General features: G+C 44.4%; 16 protein-coding genes. 14 read left to right on the top strand and 2 right to left on the bottom strand.

The genetic code is table 11. The features are described 5' to 3' along the window. The first annotated feature begins 52 nt into the window (after positions 1–52). The 9 genes from QEP08_RS02700 (at position 53) to QEP08_RS02740 (ending at position 13839) form a co-directional block, all read left to right on the top strand. Entirely contained in the window at positions 53–607 is a 555-nt protein-coding gene (locus QEP08_RS02700; RefSeq protein ID WP_285055432.1) for a DUF1572 family protein, read from the top strand. A 108-nt stretch (positions 608–715) separates the two neighbouring features. Further along, a complete protein-coding gene (locus tag QEP08_RS02705) occupies positions 716–1285 on the top strand; it encodes an RNA polymerase sigma factor (protein WP_285055434.1) in 570 nt (189 codons plus the stop codon). Positions 1286–1503: 218 nt separating this feature from the next. After that, positions 1504–2607, top strand: a complete 1104-nt coding sequence (locus tag QEP08_RS02710; protein ID WP_285055437.1) for a FecR family protein — start codon at positions 1504–1506, stop codon at positions 2605–2607. Between the two features lie 163 nt (positions 2608–2770). Then, the gene (locus QEP08_RS02715) at positions 2771–6343 is read left to right on the top strand and encodes a SusC/RagA family TonB-linked outer membrane protein (protein WP_285055439.1); all 3573 of its coding nucleotides are present in this window, start codon (positions 2771–2773) and stop codon (positions 6341–6343) included. 9 nt (positions 6344–6352) lie between these two features. Continuing rightward, on the top strand, positions 6353–7762 hold the full coding sequence (locus QEP08_RS02720) for a RagB/SusD family nutrient uptake outer membrane protein (RefSeq protein ID WP_285055441.1): 1410 nt from the start codon (positions 6353–6355) through the stop codon (positions 7760–7762). 106 nt (positions 7763–7868) lie between these two features. Next, positions 7869–8816, top strand: coding sequence for an ABC transporter ATP-binding protein (locus QEP08_RS02725; RefSeq protein ID WP_285055443.1), 948 nt, complete (start codon positions 7869–7871; stop codon positions 8814–8816). 12 nt (positions 8817–8828) lie between these two features. Next, positions 8829–11141 carry a Gldg family protein gene (locus tag QEP08_RS02730; protein ID WP_285055444.1) on the top strand — a complete coding sequence of 771 codons (2313 nt, stop codon included), beginning with the start codon at positions 8829–8831 and terminating at the stop codon, positions 11139–11141. A 2-nt stretch (positions 11142–11143) separates the two neighbouring features. Further along, positions 11144–12499, top strand: a complete 1356-nt coding sequence (locus QEP08_RS02735; RefSeq protein WP_285055447.1) for a MutS-related protein — start codon at positions 11144–11146, stop codon at positions 12497–12499. Next, positions 12496–13839: a MutS-related protein gene (locus QEP08_RS02740; protein WP_285055449.1), complete on the top strand. Its 1344-nt coding sequence runs from the start codon at positions 12496–12498 to the stop codon at positions 13837–13839. The genes QEP08_RS02735 and QEP08_RS02740 overlap by 4 nt, the downstream gene beginning before the upstream one ends. 40 nt (positions 13840–13879) lie before the next feature. Here QEP08_RS02740 and arr read toward each other — a convergent pair whose 3' ends face one another. Further along, on the bottom strand, positions 13880–14293 hold the full coding sequence (arr, locus tag QEP08_RS20865) for an NAD(+)--rifampin ADP-ribosyltransferase (RefSeq protein WP_349019023.1): 414 nt from the start codon (positions 14291–14293) through the stop codon (positions 13880–13882). Positions 14294–14642: 349 nt separating this feature from the next. Continuing rightward, a complete protein-coding gene (locus tag QEP08_RS02750; protein ID WP_285055452.1) occupies positions 14643–15119 on the bottom strand; it encodes a MarR family winged helix-turn-helix transcriptional regulator in 477 nt (158 codons plus the stop codon). 211 nt (positions 15120–15330) lie between these two features. On the opposite strand from QEP08_RS02750, the gene QEP08_RS02755 reads away from it, so the two are divergent. The 5 genes from QEP08_RS02755 (at position 15331) to QEP08_RS02775 (ending at position 20647) form a co-directional block, all read left to right on the top strand. Continuing rightward, positions 15331–16254, top strand: a complete 924-nt coding sequence (locus QEP08_RS02755; RefSeq protein WP_285055454.1) for an AraC family transcriptional regulator — start codon at positions 15331–15333, stop codon at positions 16252–16254. An 84-nt stretch (positions 16255–16338) separates the two neighbouring features. Continuing rightward, on the top strand, positions 16339–17571 hold the full coding sequence (locus QEP08_RS02760; protein ID WP_285055456.1) for an MFS transporter: 1233 nt from the start codon (positions 16339–16341) through the stop codon (positions 17569–17571). 78 nt (positions 17572–17649) lie between these two features. Next, on the top strand, positions 17650–18033 hold the full coding sequence (locus QEP08_RS02765) for a hypothetical protein (RefSeq protein WP_285055458.1): 384 nt from the start codon (positions 17650–17652) through the stop codon (positions 18031–18033). A gap of 402 nt (positions 18034–18435) precedes the next feature. Further along, entirely contained in the window at positions 18436–19035 is a 600-nt protein-coding gene (locus QEP08_RS02770; protein WP_285055461.1) for an RNA polymerase sigma factor, read from the top strand. Positions 19036–19234: 199 nt separating this feature from the next. Continuing rightward, positions 19235–20647: a FecR family protein gene (locus QEP08_RS02775; RefSeq protein ID WP_285055463.1), complete on the top strand. Its 1413-nt coding sequence runs from the start codon at positions 19235–19237 to the stop codon at positions 20645–20647. The last annotated feature ends 151 nt before the right edge of the window (positions 20648–20798 follow it).

The raw sequence follows: 20798 nt of genomic DNA on the forward strand, positions 1-20798 counted from the left end.
CTGATATTTATCAACTGGAGATACAAAAGATGATAAATCATAATTTGATCATATGGACACAGGATATTTAACTAGCGTCATCAAGCAGTTCCAATATTATAAATCACTCGGTGAAAAAGCGATGGAGCAGATTTCTGAAGAAAAACTTTTTTGGCAATATAATTCTGAGAGCAACAGTATCGCCATCGTGGTGGGACATCTGACGGGAAACATGCTGTCGAGGTTTACCAATTTTCTTACTGAGGATGGTGAGAAACCCTGGAGGAACAGAGATGCCGAATTTGAACTTAAGTATGATAGCCGCGAATCACTGATGCTGAGCTGGAATAAAGGGTGGCAATGTCTGCTGGATACGCTTAAAAGTCTCAGTGAGGATCAGCTCGAAAGAATCGTGTATATAAGAAACGATGGCCATACGGTGATGGAAGCCATCAACCGCCAGCTTGCGCATTACCCTTATCATATCGGTCAGATCGTGTTTATTGCGAAAATGGTGGCAGAAAGTCAGTGGCAGACCCTTTCTATTGCAAAAAACCAGTCGGGAGCATATAATAACAGGAAGTTTAACCAGGAAAAAGAAAAGCGTCATTTTACTGATGATCTTTAATGAAGTAAGTGGGAAAGGCGAATTTCATGATATCGCGCTGGTAATAAAAAATTATATATACTTACCGTAACTTATTGTTAACTTTAGGAGAGGGATTCATAAAAAAAGATGGCTGATTATGGTGCATATACTGATGAGGAATTGTTTGGCTTGTTAAAACAGGACGATCAGGGAGCTTATCTGGAGATATATGACCGTTATAAGGTGCTTTTGCAAAACCATGCGATCAGGAAGCTTACTAACATGGATGATGTGGAAGATATTTTGCAGGAATTGTTTATAGACCTCTGGGATAAGCGTGCTGCAATTCATTTGACTACAGGACTGGTCAACTATCTTTATACCGCTGTGCGAAACCGGATCTTTAATCATTTTTATAAAAGACAGCGCGAAAGTAACTATCTGAATTCGCTGGTTGATACAGTTGAAAAGGGCGAGTATGTTACGGATCTTACAATAAGAGAGAAAGAGTATGCTGAAATCATTAAATCAGAAATTGATGCGCTACCTCCAAGGATGCGTGAGGTGTTTCTGCTGCACCGTAATGAGGGACTGACCTATAAGGAAATTGCCGAGCAACTGGGCACATCGGAACTGACTGTAGCTACCCAGGTGAAGAAAAGTTTGAAAACATTGAGGCTGCGGCTGGGATCCACTGGATTTAATATGTTTATTTGAGATTTAATCTCAAATATTAATAGACTTATCAGTTTATTGGAAAGTCCATTTAAATCAGGCTGGTCACTGAAAACGCAAGTGGAGTAGAAACAGGTTGAAATTATGTCGTTGTAAATGAGGGTCTTGTGCATTATTTCAGTTTTTTATTATTTTCCGATACCTTGATGGCCTGCCATTATTTGTCATGTATTAAAGAGGGATTAAATTCTTGTTAATAAATGAATACGTCGGATATCAACAGCTTACTGGAAAAATACCTTAAGGGCACTTCAACAGAGGAGGAAAATGCTATGCTTGAAACATGGTATATGCGGTATGAAAATAAAAGCCTTTCTGATGTTGCTGATCAGGCAAGGATAGCGCAGCTTGATAGGATCAGACAGCGGGTAGTGCTACATAGTGCTCCGGCAAGAACTTATAAACTATGGACAAGGATAGCAGTAGCTGCTGCGGTAGCAGCAATTGTGCTTGGGGTGTGGTTTAATGCCAGCCGTTATACTGACACACCTCGTTATCCTGAATTTGCTTCAGGATCTCAAGACATTGCTCCTGGTAAGAACGGGGCGACGATTACGCTGGCTAATGGCAAGATGATACGATTGAGTGATGCAAAGAATGGAGTTGTGATCGGGAATAACAGCATAAAGTATGATGATGGATCATTCCTCTCTTCCGAGGTGACTTCCGGAGGAGGCATGGCGCTTACTGCGTCAACCGCCCGTAGCCAAACCTACCAGTTCACGCTACCCGACGGTACAAGAGTCTGGCTTAACGCCGACTCAAAACTTGAGTTTCCATCCAGTTTTATAAATAGTAAAACAAGAAATGTGAAACTTTCCGGTGAAGGGTATTTTGAAGTAGCAAAAGATAAGGCGCATCCGTTTATGGTAAACTTTAAAACATTGACATTAACGGTATTGGGTACACACTTTAATGTAAATACTTATGAGAATGAAAAGATTGCGAAAGCAACCCTGCTGGAGGGCAGTATAAAAGTAGAGAAGTTATTTTTAAAACCCGCTCAGCAAGCCATATTTGACGATCAAAAGCGGCTTAGCCTGCAAACCCTGGAAAATGCAGAAAAGGAAATTGCGTGGAAGGATGGTTATTTTCGCTTTTATGATGAGAAGATACAGGACATCATGAAGGAGCTGGAGCGCTGGTATGATATAGAAGTGGTCTATGAAGGCAAGATGACCAATGAGGGCTTTACAGGAAAGGTATCAAGAAACAAAAACATTAGCCAGGTGCTGATGATACTGGAAAAAACAAAGGGTGTTCACTTTAAAATAGACGGAAGGAGGGTAACAGTTATAGACTAGACCATTACATTCCTGTTGTAAACAAATCTGTCAAAAACAAGGTCATCTCAACGTGAATTGAAATGACCTTTGAATGGCGGATCAAATAACGAATTATCATCAACCTCGCAGCGCCTGCTCATCTGGAAAATGTATGGCAAAGCGATAGAACCAAACAAAGCAAATGTACAAAGTTTTACAAGAAAAACTATGGGCGCCGCCTGGCCCTGTAGCAAAAATATTGCTGATTATGAGGCTAACCACCATCATTTTAATTGCAGCTATAGTTCAGGTAAGCGCAAGCAGTTTTGCGCAGAAAATAACGCTGTCTAAAAAGAACACGCCGCTGGTAAAAGTGCTGGAAGAAATCAGCAACCAAAGCGGCTATGATTTTATGTTTAGCAGCACCACATTAAAAGAATCAAAGGATGTAACCATTGATGTCCATAATGCCGAACTCAAAGATGTGCTGGAAATGATATTCGATCATCAGCCGCTTGAATATGAGATCAATGCAAAGGCTGTTGTGGTGTCGAAGAAGACACCCAGTTTCCTTGACAATCTTATTGCCAGGTTTAAGTCTATTGATGTGTACGGTGTTGTGGCTGATGATAATGGCAATGCGCTGGAAGGGGCGACGATCGTCGTGAAAGGTACCAAACGTAAGGCAGTCACCAATGCAAAGGGTCAGTTTATGTTAAAAAATGTAGACGAAAATGCTACGCTGGTCGTCAGTTTTGTGGGTTTTGAAGAACAGGAGATCAGCGCGCTGGCCGCCGTTAATGATTTGCTGGTTAAGCTTAAACCCGCTGTTTCCGGGCTTGAAGAGATAGAGGTTACCATCAATACCGGGTACCAGCAGATCAAACCGGAACAGAGCACCGGAAGTATTTCCGTGCTCAACAGAAAGGAATATGAGAGCCGCATTAATACCATAGACTTTTTAACCGGTTTGCAGAACAAGATTCCTGGGCTGCTGATTAATAACGATGTAAAATTTGAAGGTAACGGTCTCTTCCAGATCCGCGGCATTTCGACCATAAAAGGGAACAGAAATCCACTCATCGTCGTTGATGGCTATCCTACCGAACTGTCATTAAATATGATAGATCCAAACGAAATAGAGTCGGTGACGGTTCTGAGAGACGCTGCTGCTGCGACAATATATGGCGCCCGCTCCTCTAACGGAGTGATCATCATAGAACGCAAAAAGGCGAAAGCGGGAAAAGTTCAGATTAATTTTCGGAGCACTGCAAGCGTCACACCCAAAGAAAATTATGAGCGCTATCGCTGGGATAAAAATGGATCTCAAACCGTCATTGACTTCGAAAAGCTGAAAAACTTATCACAAGGCCCCACGGCCTGGACCACATTACAAGGTGCTGGGGGAGCCTATTACAATTATAACCTTCCCTCACTAATCATGGCCCATTGGCGGTCGGGAACAGATCCAATAACCCTTGAAGAACGTGACCGTCAGCTTGCTGAGCTGGCGTCCTACAACAATGCCGGAGATTATGGCCGGCTGTTCCTTAGAAACGCTTCCGGCCAAACGTATAACCTGGATTTATCCGGAGGAAACAACAACATATTGTACTATTTGACGGCCAATTATTCCAAAAACAATTCGACCAGCCGGAACAACGACAACGGTATTTTTCGCCTTTCAGGCAGGAGTACAATAAAATTATCCAACCGCTTGCAGCTTGAACTGAACATGGATCTGCAAGAGAATAAAACCCGTGCGGCGCCTATACCTGATATTGAGGATATATATACTTACGAGCGCTTTGAGGATACACAGGGAAATCCTGTGGCTATGTACAATACTTACCTCCCACGGGGCAAGGGAAATATGTATTACAATCAATACATGAAATCAATGGGACTGCTGGATAACGCATATTACCCTTTAACAGAAATGAATGAGGTAGCAGACAGGGGAAAGACGATCTCGGACCGGATTACCGCAAATCTCCGCTACAATGCGGGTAAGGGATTCAATCTTAGCTTTGGGGGTGTCCACGAAAATGCCCAGGGAATTTTAAGGCATCTGGCCAGTGAAAGCTCCGCTGAGGTTCGCCAATACGTAAATTATTATACCAGATCAGGCGCCAACGGGCTGACTTATAATGTGCCAAAAGGCGCTTTTTTAAAGCAAAGTACCATTGGTACAGAAAGTATCACAGCAAGAGCCCAGGCAAATTATGATCAAAAAATTAATACGGACCACTCGGTAAACCTGATTCTGGGAGCCGAGGTGCGTAAGGTGATCAATCAGTCTAATACGGCATCTTATTTCGGATATAACGACCAGACCTTAAATAATCAGCAGGTAGATTTCAAGACACTCATGAATTATTCGGCATCATTTGCGAATAGCAATAACCCGCTTGCTTACAGCACTTTATTTAATCATGGGTATGTTGACGACCGCTTCATTTCGGGTTACTCCAACCTGGTATATGCCTATAAAAACAGATATTCAGTTACAGGCAGTATCCGTGTTGACCAATCCAACCTGTTTGGTACAGACCCTAAATACAAATACAAGCCTTTGTGGTCTGTGGGCGCTGCCTGGAATATTCACAACGAGGGCTTTATGCAAAATGTGACCTGGGTAGATGCTTTGCGGTTGAGAGTGGCACATGGCTTTAACGGAAACGTAGCAAAAGACGCCCTGTCGCAGGTTATTGCCGCCGATGTGTTAAATACAATCAATCCAAGCGTTGCCACCCCTGCGTTGAATCTCTTGTCGTATGCGAATAGTGGCCTGCGCTGGGAACAGACCAAAAACTTAAACCTGGGACTGAACTATGGATTATTTAAAGGAATAAGTGGCAGCATAGACTATTACGTTAAAAAAAGCACGGACATCCTCGCCAATAATCAGATCGATGCCTCCAAAGGCGGCGTGTCGGCATTGATCAATCAGGCTTCTATCCGCAATACCGGTCTGGAGTTTAGCTTGCAGGCCGACTGGATCACCCGAAAAAGCTTCAACTGGAACACCGGACTCGTTTTTGCCCGCAATACAAACAAGATTTTGCAGGTATATAACCCCAATATAACGCCGAGCAGTGCCGCAGGTTTTTATGTTACCAGCAATTATGCCGACTATATAAAAGGCTATCCGGTAGGTGCATTATTCAATTACCGCTATGCAGGTCTGAACAACACAGGATATGCCCAGGTGTACAATAAATCGGGCGAGGTAATCAACTATAGCGACAATACGGCAATGATCAATGCCGCTATTGATCTGGCCGGCAGCGCAATTCCCGTTTTTAATCTTGGGATGAGTAACCGGGTGGACGTAGGTAAATTTTATGCCTACTGCATGATCAACTATTTCAGTGGTTTCTCTGTTAGGGTGCCTGTTCCGGACGCAACTACTGTGAGACCGTTTGAAGGCGCACAAAATTACTGGAAACAACCTGGTGATGAAAAAAATCCGGATGCACTGCCAATCTTATCGAGTCCGAGTGGCTATAGCCACTACTATACTTTGGCGACCAGCGATAAATACACAGTAAACGGCGCTTATATCACAGTCGGCGATCTCACAGCGGCCTACAGTTTTAGAAACAGTAAACTTGTGCAGCGCGCAGGACTCTCCAATGTGGAGATCAAGCTACAGGCTTCCAATGTGTACACGGTGGCTTTCAACAAATACAATTATAGCCTGGCAACAGGCAGTTATGCCAAGTCTTACCTGACGCCTACCTATAGTGCGGCACTTTCTATTAACTTTTAACCGTTTACGATGATGAAAACATTGAACATATTAAACGTAAATACCAGGATTTGGGTGGTTTTAGCTGCACTTCCGATATTGTTGCTAACTTCCTGTGATAAATACCTGGATGTTCAGCCAAAAGGCAAACGACTGCTCAAAACAGTTGGAGATTATGACTTATGGCTAAATAACGTCACTAGCCTGGAACAGGCCATTCCTAATGAACTGAATTCGCTGGACGATAATGTAGACGACATTTATATAAAAAATCCGTTTACCACACGAGACAATTTCGTGTATACCTGGCAGCCACAGTTCAGTACCGATCTTGGAACTGCCCCGATACTCTGGAAAGATTTCTACGAATCCATTTATTATTATAATGTGGTTTTGAACGGGATAGACGAGGCCACTGGCGGCAGTACCGGGCAAAAAAACAGCATCCGTGCAGAAGCACTGCTCGGCAGAGCTTTCGCCTACCTTTATCTGGTCAATCTTTACGGAAATGTTTACAAGGCGGAAACAGCAGACAAAGATCTGGCCGTACCCTTTGTTACGTCCCATGATTTGAATAAGCCGACACCACCCCGCAGTACAGTGAAGGAAATATATGATCACATCATTGACGATGCAAATGCAGCGATTGCCGGACTTCCTAAAGACAATAGTCAAAATCGCTTTCGCGGTTCATTGCCTGCAGCCTACAGCGTACTGGCGAGAACGTATCTGTATATGGGGAATTTCGCTAAGGCAGCTGAAAACGCACAGCTTGCATTGGATAACGGACAAAAAAATGTTCTTGATTTTGGCGCGCTTTCCAACGTTAGTGCTATTCCTTCGATCGCTATACGTCCGGGCGCGATCTATGCCCGTGTGCATAAAACCACTTTTACCCAGTTCACTCCAACATTGAGCCTGTTAAAACGTTTTGACAAAAAGGATCTTCGACTGGCGTTCTATTATACGAATCTGGGCGACTATAGCTTTAACAAACGAGGCGCGACGGTTCACCTGGGCTGGGGTGTATCTTATTCTGGTGCCTACCCCAATTGTGGAACATCTGTAGAAGAAATGCGTTTGATCCTAGCAGAGACGGCGGCACGTGGAAATGACCTGACGAAGGCCTTGAGTGAACTGGACCTCGTCCGCAAAGCACGCTTTAAGCCTGCGGACTATCAACAATATCAATCAAACGTGCAGGAGGAAGTGCTGCAAAAAGTACTGACAGAAAGGAATCTTGAATTTGTATTTAACGGTACGCGCTGGTTTGACATGCGCAGACTCGATGCGGAAGGCCGTATGCCGGAAATAAACCGGTACGACCCACAGAATAACCTGATCGCTACACTGTCTCCGCATAGCAAGAAATATACGTTACAGATCCCGATCCAGGTCATGGCCTTCAATCCCGGATGGCCACAAAATTCCTCGGAATAACCTTTAGCTGAGCCGCGGCAACAAAACCGGAGCAATTTTATTACAAAGTTGCTCCGGCATGCCCGGCATATGCCTCAACTTTTCAGACTACTAAATAAAACACACATTGAAAGAAAGTATTATTAAAATTGAACACCTGTCGCATAAGTACAGCAGTTCCTGGGCGATTCGCGACATCAACATGGAAATTGACCATACGGGCATCGTAGGCCTTCTCGGCTCTAACGGGGCCGGTAAATCTACCACAATGAACATTCTCTGCGGGGTCTTAAACCAAACCGAGGGAAAGGTTTTCATCGATGGCATAGATATCCGGGAGCAGCCGGAGATGGCCAAACGCCAGATCGGCTTCTTGCCCCAAACCCCGCCGCTCTATATGGACCTGACGGTGGATGAGTATTTAAGATATTGTGCCGAACTGCGCTGGATCCCCAAAGATAAGATCAAAGCAGCCATGGAAGCGGCAAAGGAACGTTGCGGTATTACCCACTTTAGCGGCAGGCTTATCGGGAACCTATCGGGTGGGTATCGCCAGCGGGTAGGCATCGCCCAGGCCATTATCCACCATCCAAAAGTAGTGGTGCTGGATGAGCCGACCAATGGACTTGATCCTAATCAAATCATTGAGGTACGGGCGCTGATTAAAGAGATTGCGCTAGATAGACTGGTTATTTTCTCTTCTCATATTTTGACAGAAGTACAGGTACTTTGCAAAGATATCAAAATGATAGAAGGTGGCCGGATTGTGTTTGCCGACACCATGGATGCTTTTAACAACTATGTGGAACCGCATAGTTTGCTGTTAACTATGGAAAATCCGCCTTCAAGGGAGGAATTACTAAAAATAGAAGGTGCAACAAGCGTGGAATTGCTGACCGACAGGCAATTGCGGCTTTACTTCAGCGGAGACCAGGAGATCACGGAAAGGGTTATCGCGGCCAGCATGAATGGCGGTTGGAAATTACGTGAAATCACCCTGGACAAAAGTGCCCTCGACGAAATATTCAAACAATTATCCGGCAAATCGGGACAAGCAGTTCAATTACCCAAATAATTACACAAGAAAATGACGATGATATTTAAAGTTGCGAAGACAGAGCTTAAGAACCTGTTTTACTCACCTATTGCCTGGTTTTTAATGATTGTATTTTTAATCCAGTGTGCCCTGAGCTATCTGAAAGTGCTCGATTCTTACACAAGTATGCAGGAAGCAGGCGGATCAAGCCTGGATTATCTGGCACCACTCACCTATAAGATCTTTTCGGATCCCCAGGGGGGGCTGTTTGGGAATGTGATGAAGAATTTATACTTATATATTCCATTACTTACGATGGGCCTGATCAGCCGGGAGATTAACGGAGGTACCATTAAGCTGTTATATTCTTCACCAGTAAAGGTAAGCGAGATCATCTTTGGCAAGTATCTGGCCATGGTGGTCTACAGTCTGATCCTGGTTGCGATTGTCGGTATTTTTATGGTTGCCGGCACATTCAATATTATAAATGTGGAGTACGGAATATTGCTATCCGCCGTACTGGGATTTTTCCTGCTGCTTTGCGCTTACGCTGCTATCGGCTTGTTTATGTCGTGCCTGAGTACCTATCAGGTAGTCGCGGCGGTGAGCACATTTGTGATGATCGGGATCCTCACTTATATCGGCACCCTCTGGCAGGAACATGACTTTGTAAGAGATATTACCTACTTTCTTTCCCTGGCGGGACGTACCAGTCACATGATGGATGGATTGATCACTTCAAAAGATATTATTTACTTTTTGATCATCATCTACATTTTTCTGGGTCTAAGTATTTGCAAGCTAAAGGCAGGCAGAGCGTCGAAATCGGCATTGGTAAATGCCAGCCGGTATCTGGCGATAGTCCTTTCCGCCCTTACTATCGGCTACCTTACCTCCCGTCCGCCGATGATCGCTTATCTGGATACAACCGATCATAAAACCAATACCTTAACACCCGGTGCGCAAAAGATCATTAAAGACCTGGGAGCGGATAAGCTGGAGATAACGGTCTATAATAATTTGCTGGATAACCGCAGTTATCTGGGGATGCCTTCTATTCGTAACAAATTCCTGTCAATATGGGAACCCTATGTCCGGTTTAAAAACGATATCGCCTTTCATTATGTGATGTACTATGACGAACCGCTTGCGAATAATTACTTCTCTAAAGCTTATGCTGGAAAGAGTTTGAAAGATATTGCCAAAATGAATGCAAAAGGCTATAGAATGGACCTTGACATGTTTCTGAGTCCTGAGGATATCAGTAAAACAATTGATCTGAAGCCCGAACTCAACCGCTTTGTCATGCAGCTGAAATATAAGGACAGGAAAACTTTCCTCCGGATCTATGATGACATGCGGGTATTCCCGAGTGAAACTGAGGTTACTGCGGCCTTTAAACGTCTTCAGCAGGCAAAAATACCCAGGGTCGCTTTCCTGACAGGCCAGTTGGAGCGAAATATAAACAAGACCGGGGACCGTGAGTTCAAAACCATCGCCAACCTCAAAACTTTCCGCTATGCGCTGATCAATCAGGGATTCGATGTAGACACAGTGTCTGTCGGGACGACGGAAGTGCCGTCCTGGGTTTCAATTCTGGTTATTGCCGATCCAAAGATCAGCCTCCCTGCTGCGACTTTGGCCCACATACAGCAGTACATAGATAAAGGAGGGAATCTGCTGATTATGGGTGAACCAGGTAAACAGCAGGTATTGAATCCATTGCTGCAACAATTTAACGTGCAGCTGATGGAAGGCAGCATCGCACAGCCCAGTGCAAACCTGGCGCCTGACCTGGTGCTGAATGAAATCACCCCTGCGGCTGCCGGCTTTACTAAGTTCATTGCCAAAAGTGCCGCCGATAGTATCCCCGTAAGTACGCCAGGGGCAACTGGAATTGCATATACCTCTGGTGGTAAATATCAAATAATACCTCTGTTGAAAACAAACAAGGAAAAGAGCTGGATGAAGATGAAAAAAATGGTAACTGACTCTGCTGAGATGGTTTTCTCTGCAGCTGATGGGGACCAGAGGACTTCTGTTGCAACTGCAGTTTCCCTGACCAGAAATATCAGCGGAAAAGAGCAGCGCATTGTGGTGACGGGCGATGCAGATCTAATGACCAACACTGAGCTGATGCGATACAATGTGAAGACAGCCAACTTTGCCTTCAACATCGGATTGTTTAGCTGGTTGAGTTATGGAGAATTTCCGGTAGATACGTCACGTCCGGATGCTAAAGACGACCGCTTAAATGTAAGTTCAGAAACGATAAGCCAATTAAATATCCTGTTTGTCTGGGTCTTGCCGGCAATATTACTGGCCGTGGGAACTATCCTTTTAATCCGAAGAAAAAGAAAATAGAAATGATGTCTTTTACAACTGACAGGCAAACGCTTGAGGACCTGAACATCTTCGGCAAACACGGGCGCGACTCAGTTTATTCCATCTTCAATCGCTGCATGACCAGGGGTGGTGCAGCGATCCTGGAAGAAATGTTCCGCTATCCCTTATCCGATGATGAAGCAATCAACCGGCGCAGCAGCATCATTCAGTATTTTGCTGAAAGGGGTAGCGTCTTTCCTTTTTCTTCTGCAGACTTTGATTCGACAGGGATTTATCTGAGTAACACTGATGAGCGGAGTAAGCTTTCTGCCCAGGAACATTCTGTCGGTAAGCAGTTGGGCAACATGATTGCCCCGGATGCCGAAACGCAGGTGATCCACAAAGGGATTGTAGCCTTAACCAGGCTACTCAAGGGTCTGAGTAGTTTTCTGGGTACCCTGAAGTTAAGTGAGGTTGATGGTTACTACAATGATGCTGCGGCGATTGCAGCTTTACTCGCAGAACCCGTATTTCTTCCTGTCCTGGGTCATGGCAAGGATAAGCTGACTGCTGCTATGATGGCAGATTTTGATGTGATCTTTCGTTTCAGGAACCGGGATGCGGTACAAAAGCTGTTGCGGCATATCTATTTCCTGGATGTTTATCTGTCTGTAGCCAGGGTAGCGGTGGAGCGGGGGTTTATTTTCCCAAAAGCCATGCCGAAGGACAAAAATGAATTGGTATTGGAAGGAGTTTATCACCCGCAGGTGGAAAATGCAGTTGCCAATAGCATCCGGATCACGCCAGCTGGTAATGTGATTTTTCTAACCGGAGCCAACATGGCCGGCAAATCTACTTTCATGAAAACCTTAAGTGTCTGCCTGTTCCTTGCCCATATGGGCTTTCCGGTGGCTGCGGCAAGAATGGAGTTTTCTGTGCTGGATGGCATTTATACCACCATCAATCTTCCTGACAATCTGGGTATAGGGGCCAGTCATTTTTACGCAGAAGTACTGCGGGTAAAGAAAATGGCTATGGAACTGGCTCAGGGAAAGAAGCTGTTTGTTCTGTTCGATGAACTTTTCAGGGGTACCAATGTTAAAGATGCCTATGAAGCGACCATAGCGATCACCAGTGCTTTTGCTTTAAAGGTCAACAGTATTTTTGTGATTTCCACGCACATCATAGAGGCAGGAGACGTGTTAGGTAAAACACATGAGAATGTGCGTTTTCTTTACCTGCCTACAAAAATGGAAGGGACTACACCCGTGTATACTTACAGGCTCGAGGATGGGATTACTGAAGACAGGCATGGGATGGTGATCATCAACAATGAAGACATCATTGGGATCCTGGAAAGAGGAATGAACCCGTTCAATAATAGAATAATAGCATGAGTTTTACAGCAGACAAACAAACCCTGGACGACCTGAACCTCCTGGGTAAACATAAAGCGCATTCCGTCCTGAGTATTTTCAATGAAGTAAAAACCGGAGGGGGAGAGCGGATGTTACAGGAAATGTTCCAGCAGCCTTACTCAGATGCGGGTCAAATCAACCGGCGGAGCCAGATTTTCCAGTATTTTCAGCAAAAGAGCCTGTCCTTTCCAATCGATGGAATGACATTTAATATGGCAGAGAATTACCTGACTATGGGCACGGGTGGAAACCTGATTGCTTCTGTAGCTGGCACGCTGGTTAAAAAGTTCTCCGCCTCCATATTACACGACGATCAATTCGGGCGCCTGCAAAATGGACTGTTGGCTGCCGTTGAACTTTTAAAGGCGCTGCATGGTTTTTGGGATAAACAGGAAGCATTGGGACCGGATCATCCCTACATTGAACAACAGCAGCGTTTTGAACGCATACTTTCGGACCCGCGACTGGCATGGGTGTTTATTCAACGGCAGACATCAGGGCTTTCTGTCATGCAAATAGGGAGATACGATTATCTGCTGCGCCATACGCTCAGCAAAGAGATGGAGCAGTTGCTGAAGGACACCTGCCTTTTAGATGTATACCTGGCTGTAGCAGCAGTCGCCGCAGCCAAAGGCTTTTCTTATGCCCGTGCATTACCCAAACAAGAAAATAGATTTGCCGCTACCGGACTGCGGCATCCGGCGCTGGACAAGGCAGTGGCCAATCCCCTGTCATTTGATAAGGATGGTAACTTGCTTTTTCTGACGGGAGCAAACATGGCAGGAAAATCGACGTTCATGAAGTCCTTTGGCATAGCCGTTTACCTGGCACATATGGGTTTCCCGGTTCCGGCAGACTACATGGAGTTTTCTGTGAAAGACGGTATGTATTCTTCTATCAATGTATCTGATGATCTGGGTCAGGGATTAAGTCATTTCTATGCAGAGGTGCTGCGTGTAAAGAAGGTTGCCGAAGGAGTGGCCTCGGGGAAAGACTTGATAGTGATCTTTGATGAGCTTTTTAAGGGAACCAATGTGAAGGACGCTTATGATGGTACCCTTTCTGTCACACAGGCCTTCGCCGGGTATAGGAACTGTTTTTTTATTGTTTCCACCCATATTATTGAAGTAGGAGATGCGCTTCGTGGAAAAGTTAGCCATATTCAGCTGGGTTATCTGCCAACTGTAATGGACGGGAATACCCCGCGTTATACGTACAAGCTTGAGGCGGGAATCAGTGCTGACAGGCAGGGAATGCTGATCATCGAAAATGAGGGCATACTGGAGATCTTAGGTTCCGGTTTTTTATTTGCTGATTAACTTTGTAAGAAAATAATAAAGACGCAGGGAGATCATTGGATTAATTGATGATCTCTCCTTTATTATTGGCCAGTCTTTCACGCCATTTTTGGAGTTCCTCAGGGGCCATTCTTACCCAGTCCGTCACTTCGCCGACGATTTTTAATGGCGATGCTGAGCGGTATGAGCGGGTCGGATTGCCTGGGAATTTTTTGTCCGTGACATTCGGGTCGTTCTCAAAGCTTCCTGTCGGCTCCACGATATACACACGTTCAGATCCGTTGCCTTTAGCCAATGCGGCAGCAAGTCCGGCCCCGTTAACAAGGGCTGTGAAATAAATGTGGTTCATTTTGAGTTCAGCGCTGTAATTAGAATTGATTCCGGGTGTCAGCAGATCGCCAGTCTGCAAATCCGCTTTAGTCCCATGATAAAAAGGACCTTTGTCAGACGGTTTATCGTTAAACCAGCTTGCCAGCTCATCATTCTTTTTTGCCTTGCCGGGGTCGCCCAGCTCCTCATGGCACCTGGCAATGTTTGAGTACAGAGAGGGCAAGGCACTCTTAACACTGTCGTCATTTATTTTCAATGCAAACTGCAAAGCCGTTTCGAGCCAATTTAGTTTGTCAGAAACATTTTTTTGATGTCGTGCTACATAATGGGCAGCAATAAATTTTTCTAAGTCGTCGGTCGCTTCGTTCCAGGCCTGAAGAAAAAGCTTGTTTGCCTCTTCAGGTTTACCCTGTTCCTCCATGTTCATGCCTTGAAGACTGAGTTTGACTACATTGTTGGCAGGATTGAATTCCATGATCTGGTTATTTTAGCTGTTAATTATTCTTTTTTTTGATTGTTTCGTTACCAAGGTTATTTGCTACGTCGATCATGATTTCGATTGCCTTTGAAAAATAGGTTTCAATGATCTTGTTTTCCTCTTCTGAAAATGAAGCAGTAAGCATTTCGGACTTGTGGCGGAACTCCTTATAAAGCGGCGCAAGAAGCGCCATGATCTTTTCGGTGTTCGGTACGATGATTACTTTGCGCCTGTCGTCTTTGGAGAATTGTCTTTCCAGTAAATTTTTCTTTTCAAACCTGTCTATTAGACCTGTAACGGCACCTGTCGTTAGGCCGGTTAGATTTGAAAACTCTCCAGCTGTCATTTGTCCCCTCTGAAGTAAAAACCCTAAGTATTTATGGTCGGTGCCCGAAAATCCTGCCTTTCGGCCAATGGCTTCATGCATTTGAATAGAAGTATATGCATATGCCTGGACAAGTTTTCTGATTCGGTCAACTGCGCTTTTATTCATTTTCTATCTTAATAGCTGATTATCTTAGTTACAAAGATAAATCTAATTTTTCGATTACTGGGTACATAAAAACATCAGGCCCGGGAAATTGTACTTAAAAAAATAACGAAAAATGACATTAAGGCTGATGTTCCTTTTCAGATTAGATAGATTTTAATGGCAGCCTTGAGATCTGCAGATTTTTTTATAACTTTGATTTGTATAATCCATCATGATGTCAACAGGGGTAGAAACATTAGCGCAGTTTTACAAACGCACCAATCAGGAAATACCTGCTGAACTTTTGACCGCAGGTGCAAACGGGAGCCATTTTAATGTCAGGCAGCGGTGCTACCTCAGAAAGCCAACTCCTTACAACCGGCGTGATTATTATAAGATTTGTCTCATTACCGGTAAAGGCGTGCACATTTCAAATGGTGTGTCCACGGAGATCAATGGCAGCGCTATTATCCTGTCTAATCCGGCTGTTCCGTGTTCGTTCGAGGCGATTTGTGAGCGACAGGGAGGTTTTTATTGTCTGTTTAATGATACTTTTCTGCAAAACAGCATCCGGTATGATGTCAAATATCAAAGCGCATTGTTCAATGAACACATTGAACCGGTACTGCACCTGAACCAGGAAGAAACCGAAAGGCTCCACAGGTTATTCGTAGAACTGGAAGGGTTACGGGATGGTAATTATGTGTATAAGAATGATATGATACGCAGTATTTTGCAGGTGATCATCCTGGAGACCATCCGCATCCGCGGACTGGTTGCTGACCCGGCTGCGCATGAAAGGCTGATCAGTCGTTTTTTTGGATTGCTCAACCAGCAGTTTCCTGTTGACTCGCCTGAAAATCCGCTCCGCCTGCTGACGCCCGCCGCTTATGCAGACCAGTTGAATATACACGTCAATCACCTGAATAATGTGGTTAAACGTACAACGGGGAAAACTACCCGGGATATTATCCATGAACGCATTATTGCTGAAGCAAAAACTCTGCTGATGAACACCGACTGGGACGCCGCTGAAATTGCCTATAGTCTCGGCTTTCTTTATCCCTCGCATTTTAACAAGTATTTCAAACAGCATACCCTGACAACACCATTGCTTTTCAGGCATGAAGGGCGCTCTTTGCAATTGAATGTTTGATTTGTATAATCATTCATTTGATTCGTCTTACCGCCGTGGATGAAATCCACATTAATTTTGCGTCGTAAATTCATGGAGCGAAATATGAAAGCATTAAAAGAATCAAACCACAGGATAGGCACTTTTCTCGCCTTTGCCATTATACCCATATCCGGCTTTGCACTGGATGTTTATATCCCTTCGCTGCCTGATATGGCGGCAAAACTGCATACTGATCAGTCGTCTGTCCAGTTAACATTGTCGATTTTTCTCATCACCTACGGGCTGGGCCAACTATTGGTTGGCGGGATTTTGGACAGTTATGGCCGCTACCTGCCAAACCTGGTTGGTCTGGCCGGTTTTATCGTGACAAGCATCATTATTGCAAATACAGGCAATCTTTATGTTATTTACGCAATGCGCGCATTGCAGGGGATCGCGGCGGCCATTGTGATTGTCAGCAAAAGGGCTTTCTTTTTTGACCTGTATACGGGTGAAAAGCTGAAGAGTTTTGCGAGCTTGTTTTCTGTTATCTGGGCTTCGGCTCCGATCATCGCCCCGTTTTTGGGTGGTTACCTGCAAACACATTTCGGCTGGCAGTCTAATTTTTATTTCCTTGCCCTGTTCGGTCTTGTGTTTCTTATTCTTGAACTGGTCTTTAGCGGAGAGACGCTCAAAAGCAGGACATCCTTCAATTACAAAGGTATTGGAAAGACTTACTGGTCCATGTTGCGTGCGGCTGATTTCACGGCAGGCCTGCTCATCCTCGGTTTGTCTTATGGTATGCTGATGGTCTATAATATGGCCAGTCCTTTTATCATCGAAAAACTGCTGCATTATCCACCAACAGTTACGGGTAATTGTTCCTTGCTGTCGGGACTTGCCGTCCTTGCCGGAGGTACGGTTTCAAAGATTTTCATTTCCAGGCCCTTGTTCAAAAAAATGCTCTTGTCGATCGGATTGCAGATTGTTGTGGTCATAACATTGATGACAGTCACATTCCAAACGCAAAGTTTGTATACCTTGATGGCTTATGTAATTCTCCTGCATTCCCTCGCTGGTTTCATCTTCAATGGGATGCTGGCTTATTGTATGACCCGTTTTTCTCATCACGGCGGGTTGGCCAACGGGCTTGCGGGTGGTGGATATATTATATTTACTTCTGCATTGAGCTATAGTGTGGTTAGTTCCATCACAATAACCAGTCAGTTTTGGTTGGGCGTGGCATATAGTGTATTGATTGCGGGTGTACTCACACTTGTGCTGAAGGTTAAATGGAAAGATCAGGCCGCAGTTGCCCGTGCTGAAAAGCAGCCGGAGATCGCGTTGTCGGAGTAATTGAACGATATCTTGCATTCCACAAACCAAACAAAACCAAAACGGTGATGTTATTGCTTTATACAAAGCCCGGAGATTATGAAACTCAGTATTTTATTTATAATGGCCTCAGTTTATCTTGCGGTAGCGGGCCTTGGTTTTATTCTGATACCGGAGGTTTTTGGTGTTGGAGCAGTTCCTGCTAATCCTTCTCCCGAGTTAGTTACCTATCTCCGGGTTTTTGGAAGTCCTTTATTGGGCATCGCAATACTTGACTGGATGGCCAGAAATGAAGGGCCGTCCAGCGCAAGAAATGCAATTGTTTTGGGCAATATCGTGGGCTTCGGAATTATAGCTGCACTTGATGTCTGGGGCCTTTTACATGAGGCCAGGCCTGCAACAAAAGTGTTTGTCGTCATTCACTTGTTTTTTACGCTTGCCTTCATTGTGGCAGGACGGAAGAACTGGTGGGTTTCTCCTTAAACATCACACACACATCCCATACAGATCCCACACGGGTTTGACAGGTCCCGCGTGTGCCGGACCCGTCTGTCATCCGGGTGGGATACGAGTCGGATGGCCAAAACCCATTATAGAAGCGCGCACAGCTATAGGCCTTCTATGCTGAAACTGCTTACAATTGTTTTGTTGTATTCGAGTACCAATGCGTCGTATTTCTTAAGCAATTTGTCGATCATAAGCATTTGTCATCAAATTAGCCTATGGCAGAACAAAAACAACCCATTTTTAAAATGCTAGGCAATTTGCCGGAAGTAGTAAGGTTAAAAAAGATTTTGCAGGGCGATGACCCAGATAAATGTTATTAGGGAAAAATGTATAGACTTGCAGAAAAGTTTATTAAATTTATTAAGGGAAAACTAAGCCATGGCGGATTACAAGTTGCTTATAGAGGAAGAACTGATTACTTTGCTGAAAGCTGGTGATGAGCGGGCCTTTGGTGTATTGTACGACCAGTATAAGGAGCGTTTGGCAGGGAACCTTTATAAACTCTTAAAATCTTCTGAATTAACAAAGGAAATCCTGCAGGATCTGTTTTTGAAAATATGGGATACCCGGGAACAGCTTGATCCTAAGAAATCTTTCCGTTCTTATTTGTTCAGGATTGGCGAGAATATGGTAAACGATTATTACAGGAAGGCCGCCCGGGATAGAAGTATGCGCAATAAAATGATGCTAGCCAATACGGAATTGTATAGCCATATTGAAGAAAACCTGTTTAGTAAAGAAAATGCTGAATTGCTGCAACAGGCGGTCGATAAAATGCCACCTCAGCGCAAACTGGTTTTTACCTTATGTAAGCTGGAAGGCAAATCTTACAAAGAAGTGGAACAGATAATGGGTATTAATGCCAAGACAATTAACAGCCACCTTTTTCAGGCCAATAAATTTCTGAAGCAGTATTTTACACCTAAATCCGGAGCAGCCCTGGCGATGGTATTGGCTGCGATATTCAAAGACATTTAAGTGATTTGAACATTAGATTGTGCGGAAATGATCGAATATGCACATACGACGGGGTTAAAGATCGCCCAACCAAACTATATAGAAATTGCCCAGTCAAGCTATATAAATTGACAGGTTTTTCGGTTTTTTATAATAATTTTTGAAAACAGACTAAGTACTTTTTTTCTTTCAAGCGTATTAGCTGCAAAAAGGGATAAAATTGGAAAACTCGCAACATATCAAAAAGCTTTATCAGAAGTATCTGGATAATGAATATTCTGAGCAGGAGCTTGACGAATTGCTGGAGTATTTTTACCATTCCCCTGAGCATCATGATTTAAGCGCGATGATTAAGGCTGAGCTGGAAAATAATGAGGAACATGTTCAGTCGGAAGCTGTGGTAAAGTCATTGCTTGCTGAATTGGACCTGGAACTTTTTACTGAAATAGAAAAACGGAAAAAATCAGTTAAAACGATAAAACTCTGGCCGCGTATTGTTGGTGCAGCTGCGGCGGCAGCCGTAATTGTTTTTGGGATTTGGTTTTATAATGCCCGTCATCCCGAGGGAAGCGAAGCGACGAGAGATCTCTTGAACTATGCTAAAAATGACATTGCACCAGGTAAGAATGGTGCGACGATTACTTTGGCCAATGGTAAGGTGATCGCGTTGAGTGATGCGAAGAGCGGGGTTGTAGTGGGGGGTGAAGAGGGCTTGGTATACGATGATAATACAAGCGTCATCTCGAGCGATAACACCGTCATCTCGAACGAAGTGAGAGATCTCTTGAATAGCACAGACAAGGGATCTCTCCTGCGTCGAGATGACGGGCGTGGTGTTGATGGAAAGGGCGCCAACGGAAAGGGCGGCGAAGCCGGCGCGGCAGCGCAGATGTTGACCGCCAGCACAGCCAAAGGGCAGACGTACCAGTTTACTTTACCTGACGGCACAAGGGTGTGGCTGAACGCTGACTCAAAGATTAGTTTCCCTAGTCAATTTATTGGAAAAGAACGAAAAATATTGTTATATGGTGAAGGGTATTTTGAGGTATCTAAAAACAAGGAGAAGCCTTTCATCGTACAAACGGATAAACAAGAGGTGACTGTACTGGGCACACATTTTAACATTAACAGTTATGCTAATGAGGGTAGTGTAACGACGACGTTGCTGGAGGGCAGTGTGAAGGTGTCACGTCATCCCGACGATAGGAGCGATCTCTTGAATAGCACAGACAAGAGATCTCTCGGTGCCCTCGAGATGACGGCAGGGCGTCGAGATGACGGCAGGGGGGGAATGGACAATCGCATTGTGGGTGATGACGTGGTGTTAAAACCCAACCAGCAATCGGTCATATCCGGTTCTAACCGGATCGCTGTAAAAGACGTGGATGCTAACGAAGCTATAGACTGGAAAAGCGGGCAATTTGTTTTTAACGATGAACCATTGGAAAGCATTATGCGTAAAGTAGCCCGTTGGTACGATGTGGAAGTGATTTATAAGGATGCAGATCCTAAAGCACTTTTCTACGGCAGCGTTTCGCGGTACAGCCAGGTATCTAAAATACTGTCCAAGCTGGAGGTAACCGGGGGTATCCATTTTAAAGTAGAAGGCCGAAAAATATACGTAAGTAAATAGAAGATATTCATCACCTATGATATGAACCAAGCTATGAACCGATTAAAAAACCATTGATGAATAAAGCGCTACTAAGGAAAAAATAAGACAAAAAACAACCAGACCTGTAGCAGGCCTGGTTGCAGTTGGCGTCAGCCAATAAAAAATTATC

It is taken from the genome of Pedobacter ginsengisoli, assembly GCF_030244015.1.
Lineage (GTDB): Bacteria > Bacteroidota > Bacteroidia > Sphingobacteriales > Sphingobacteriaceae > Pedobacter > Pedobacter ginsengisoli.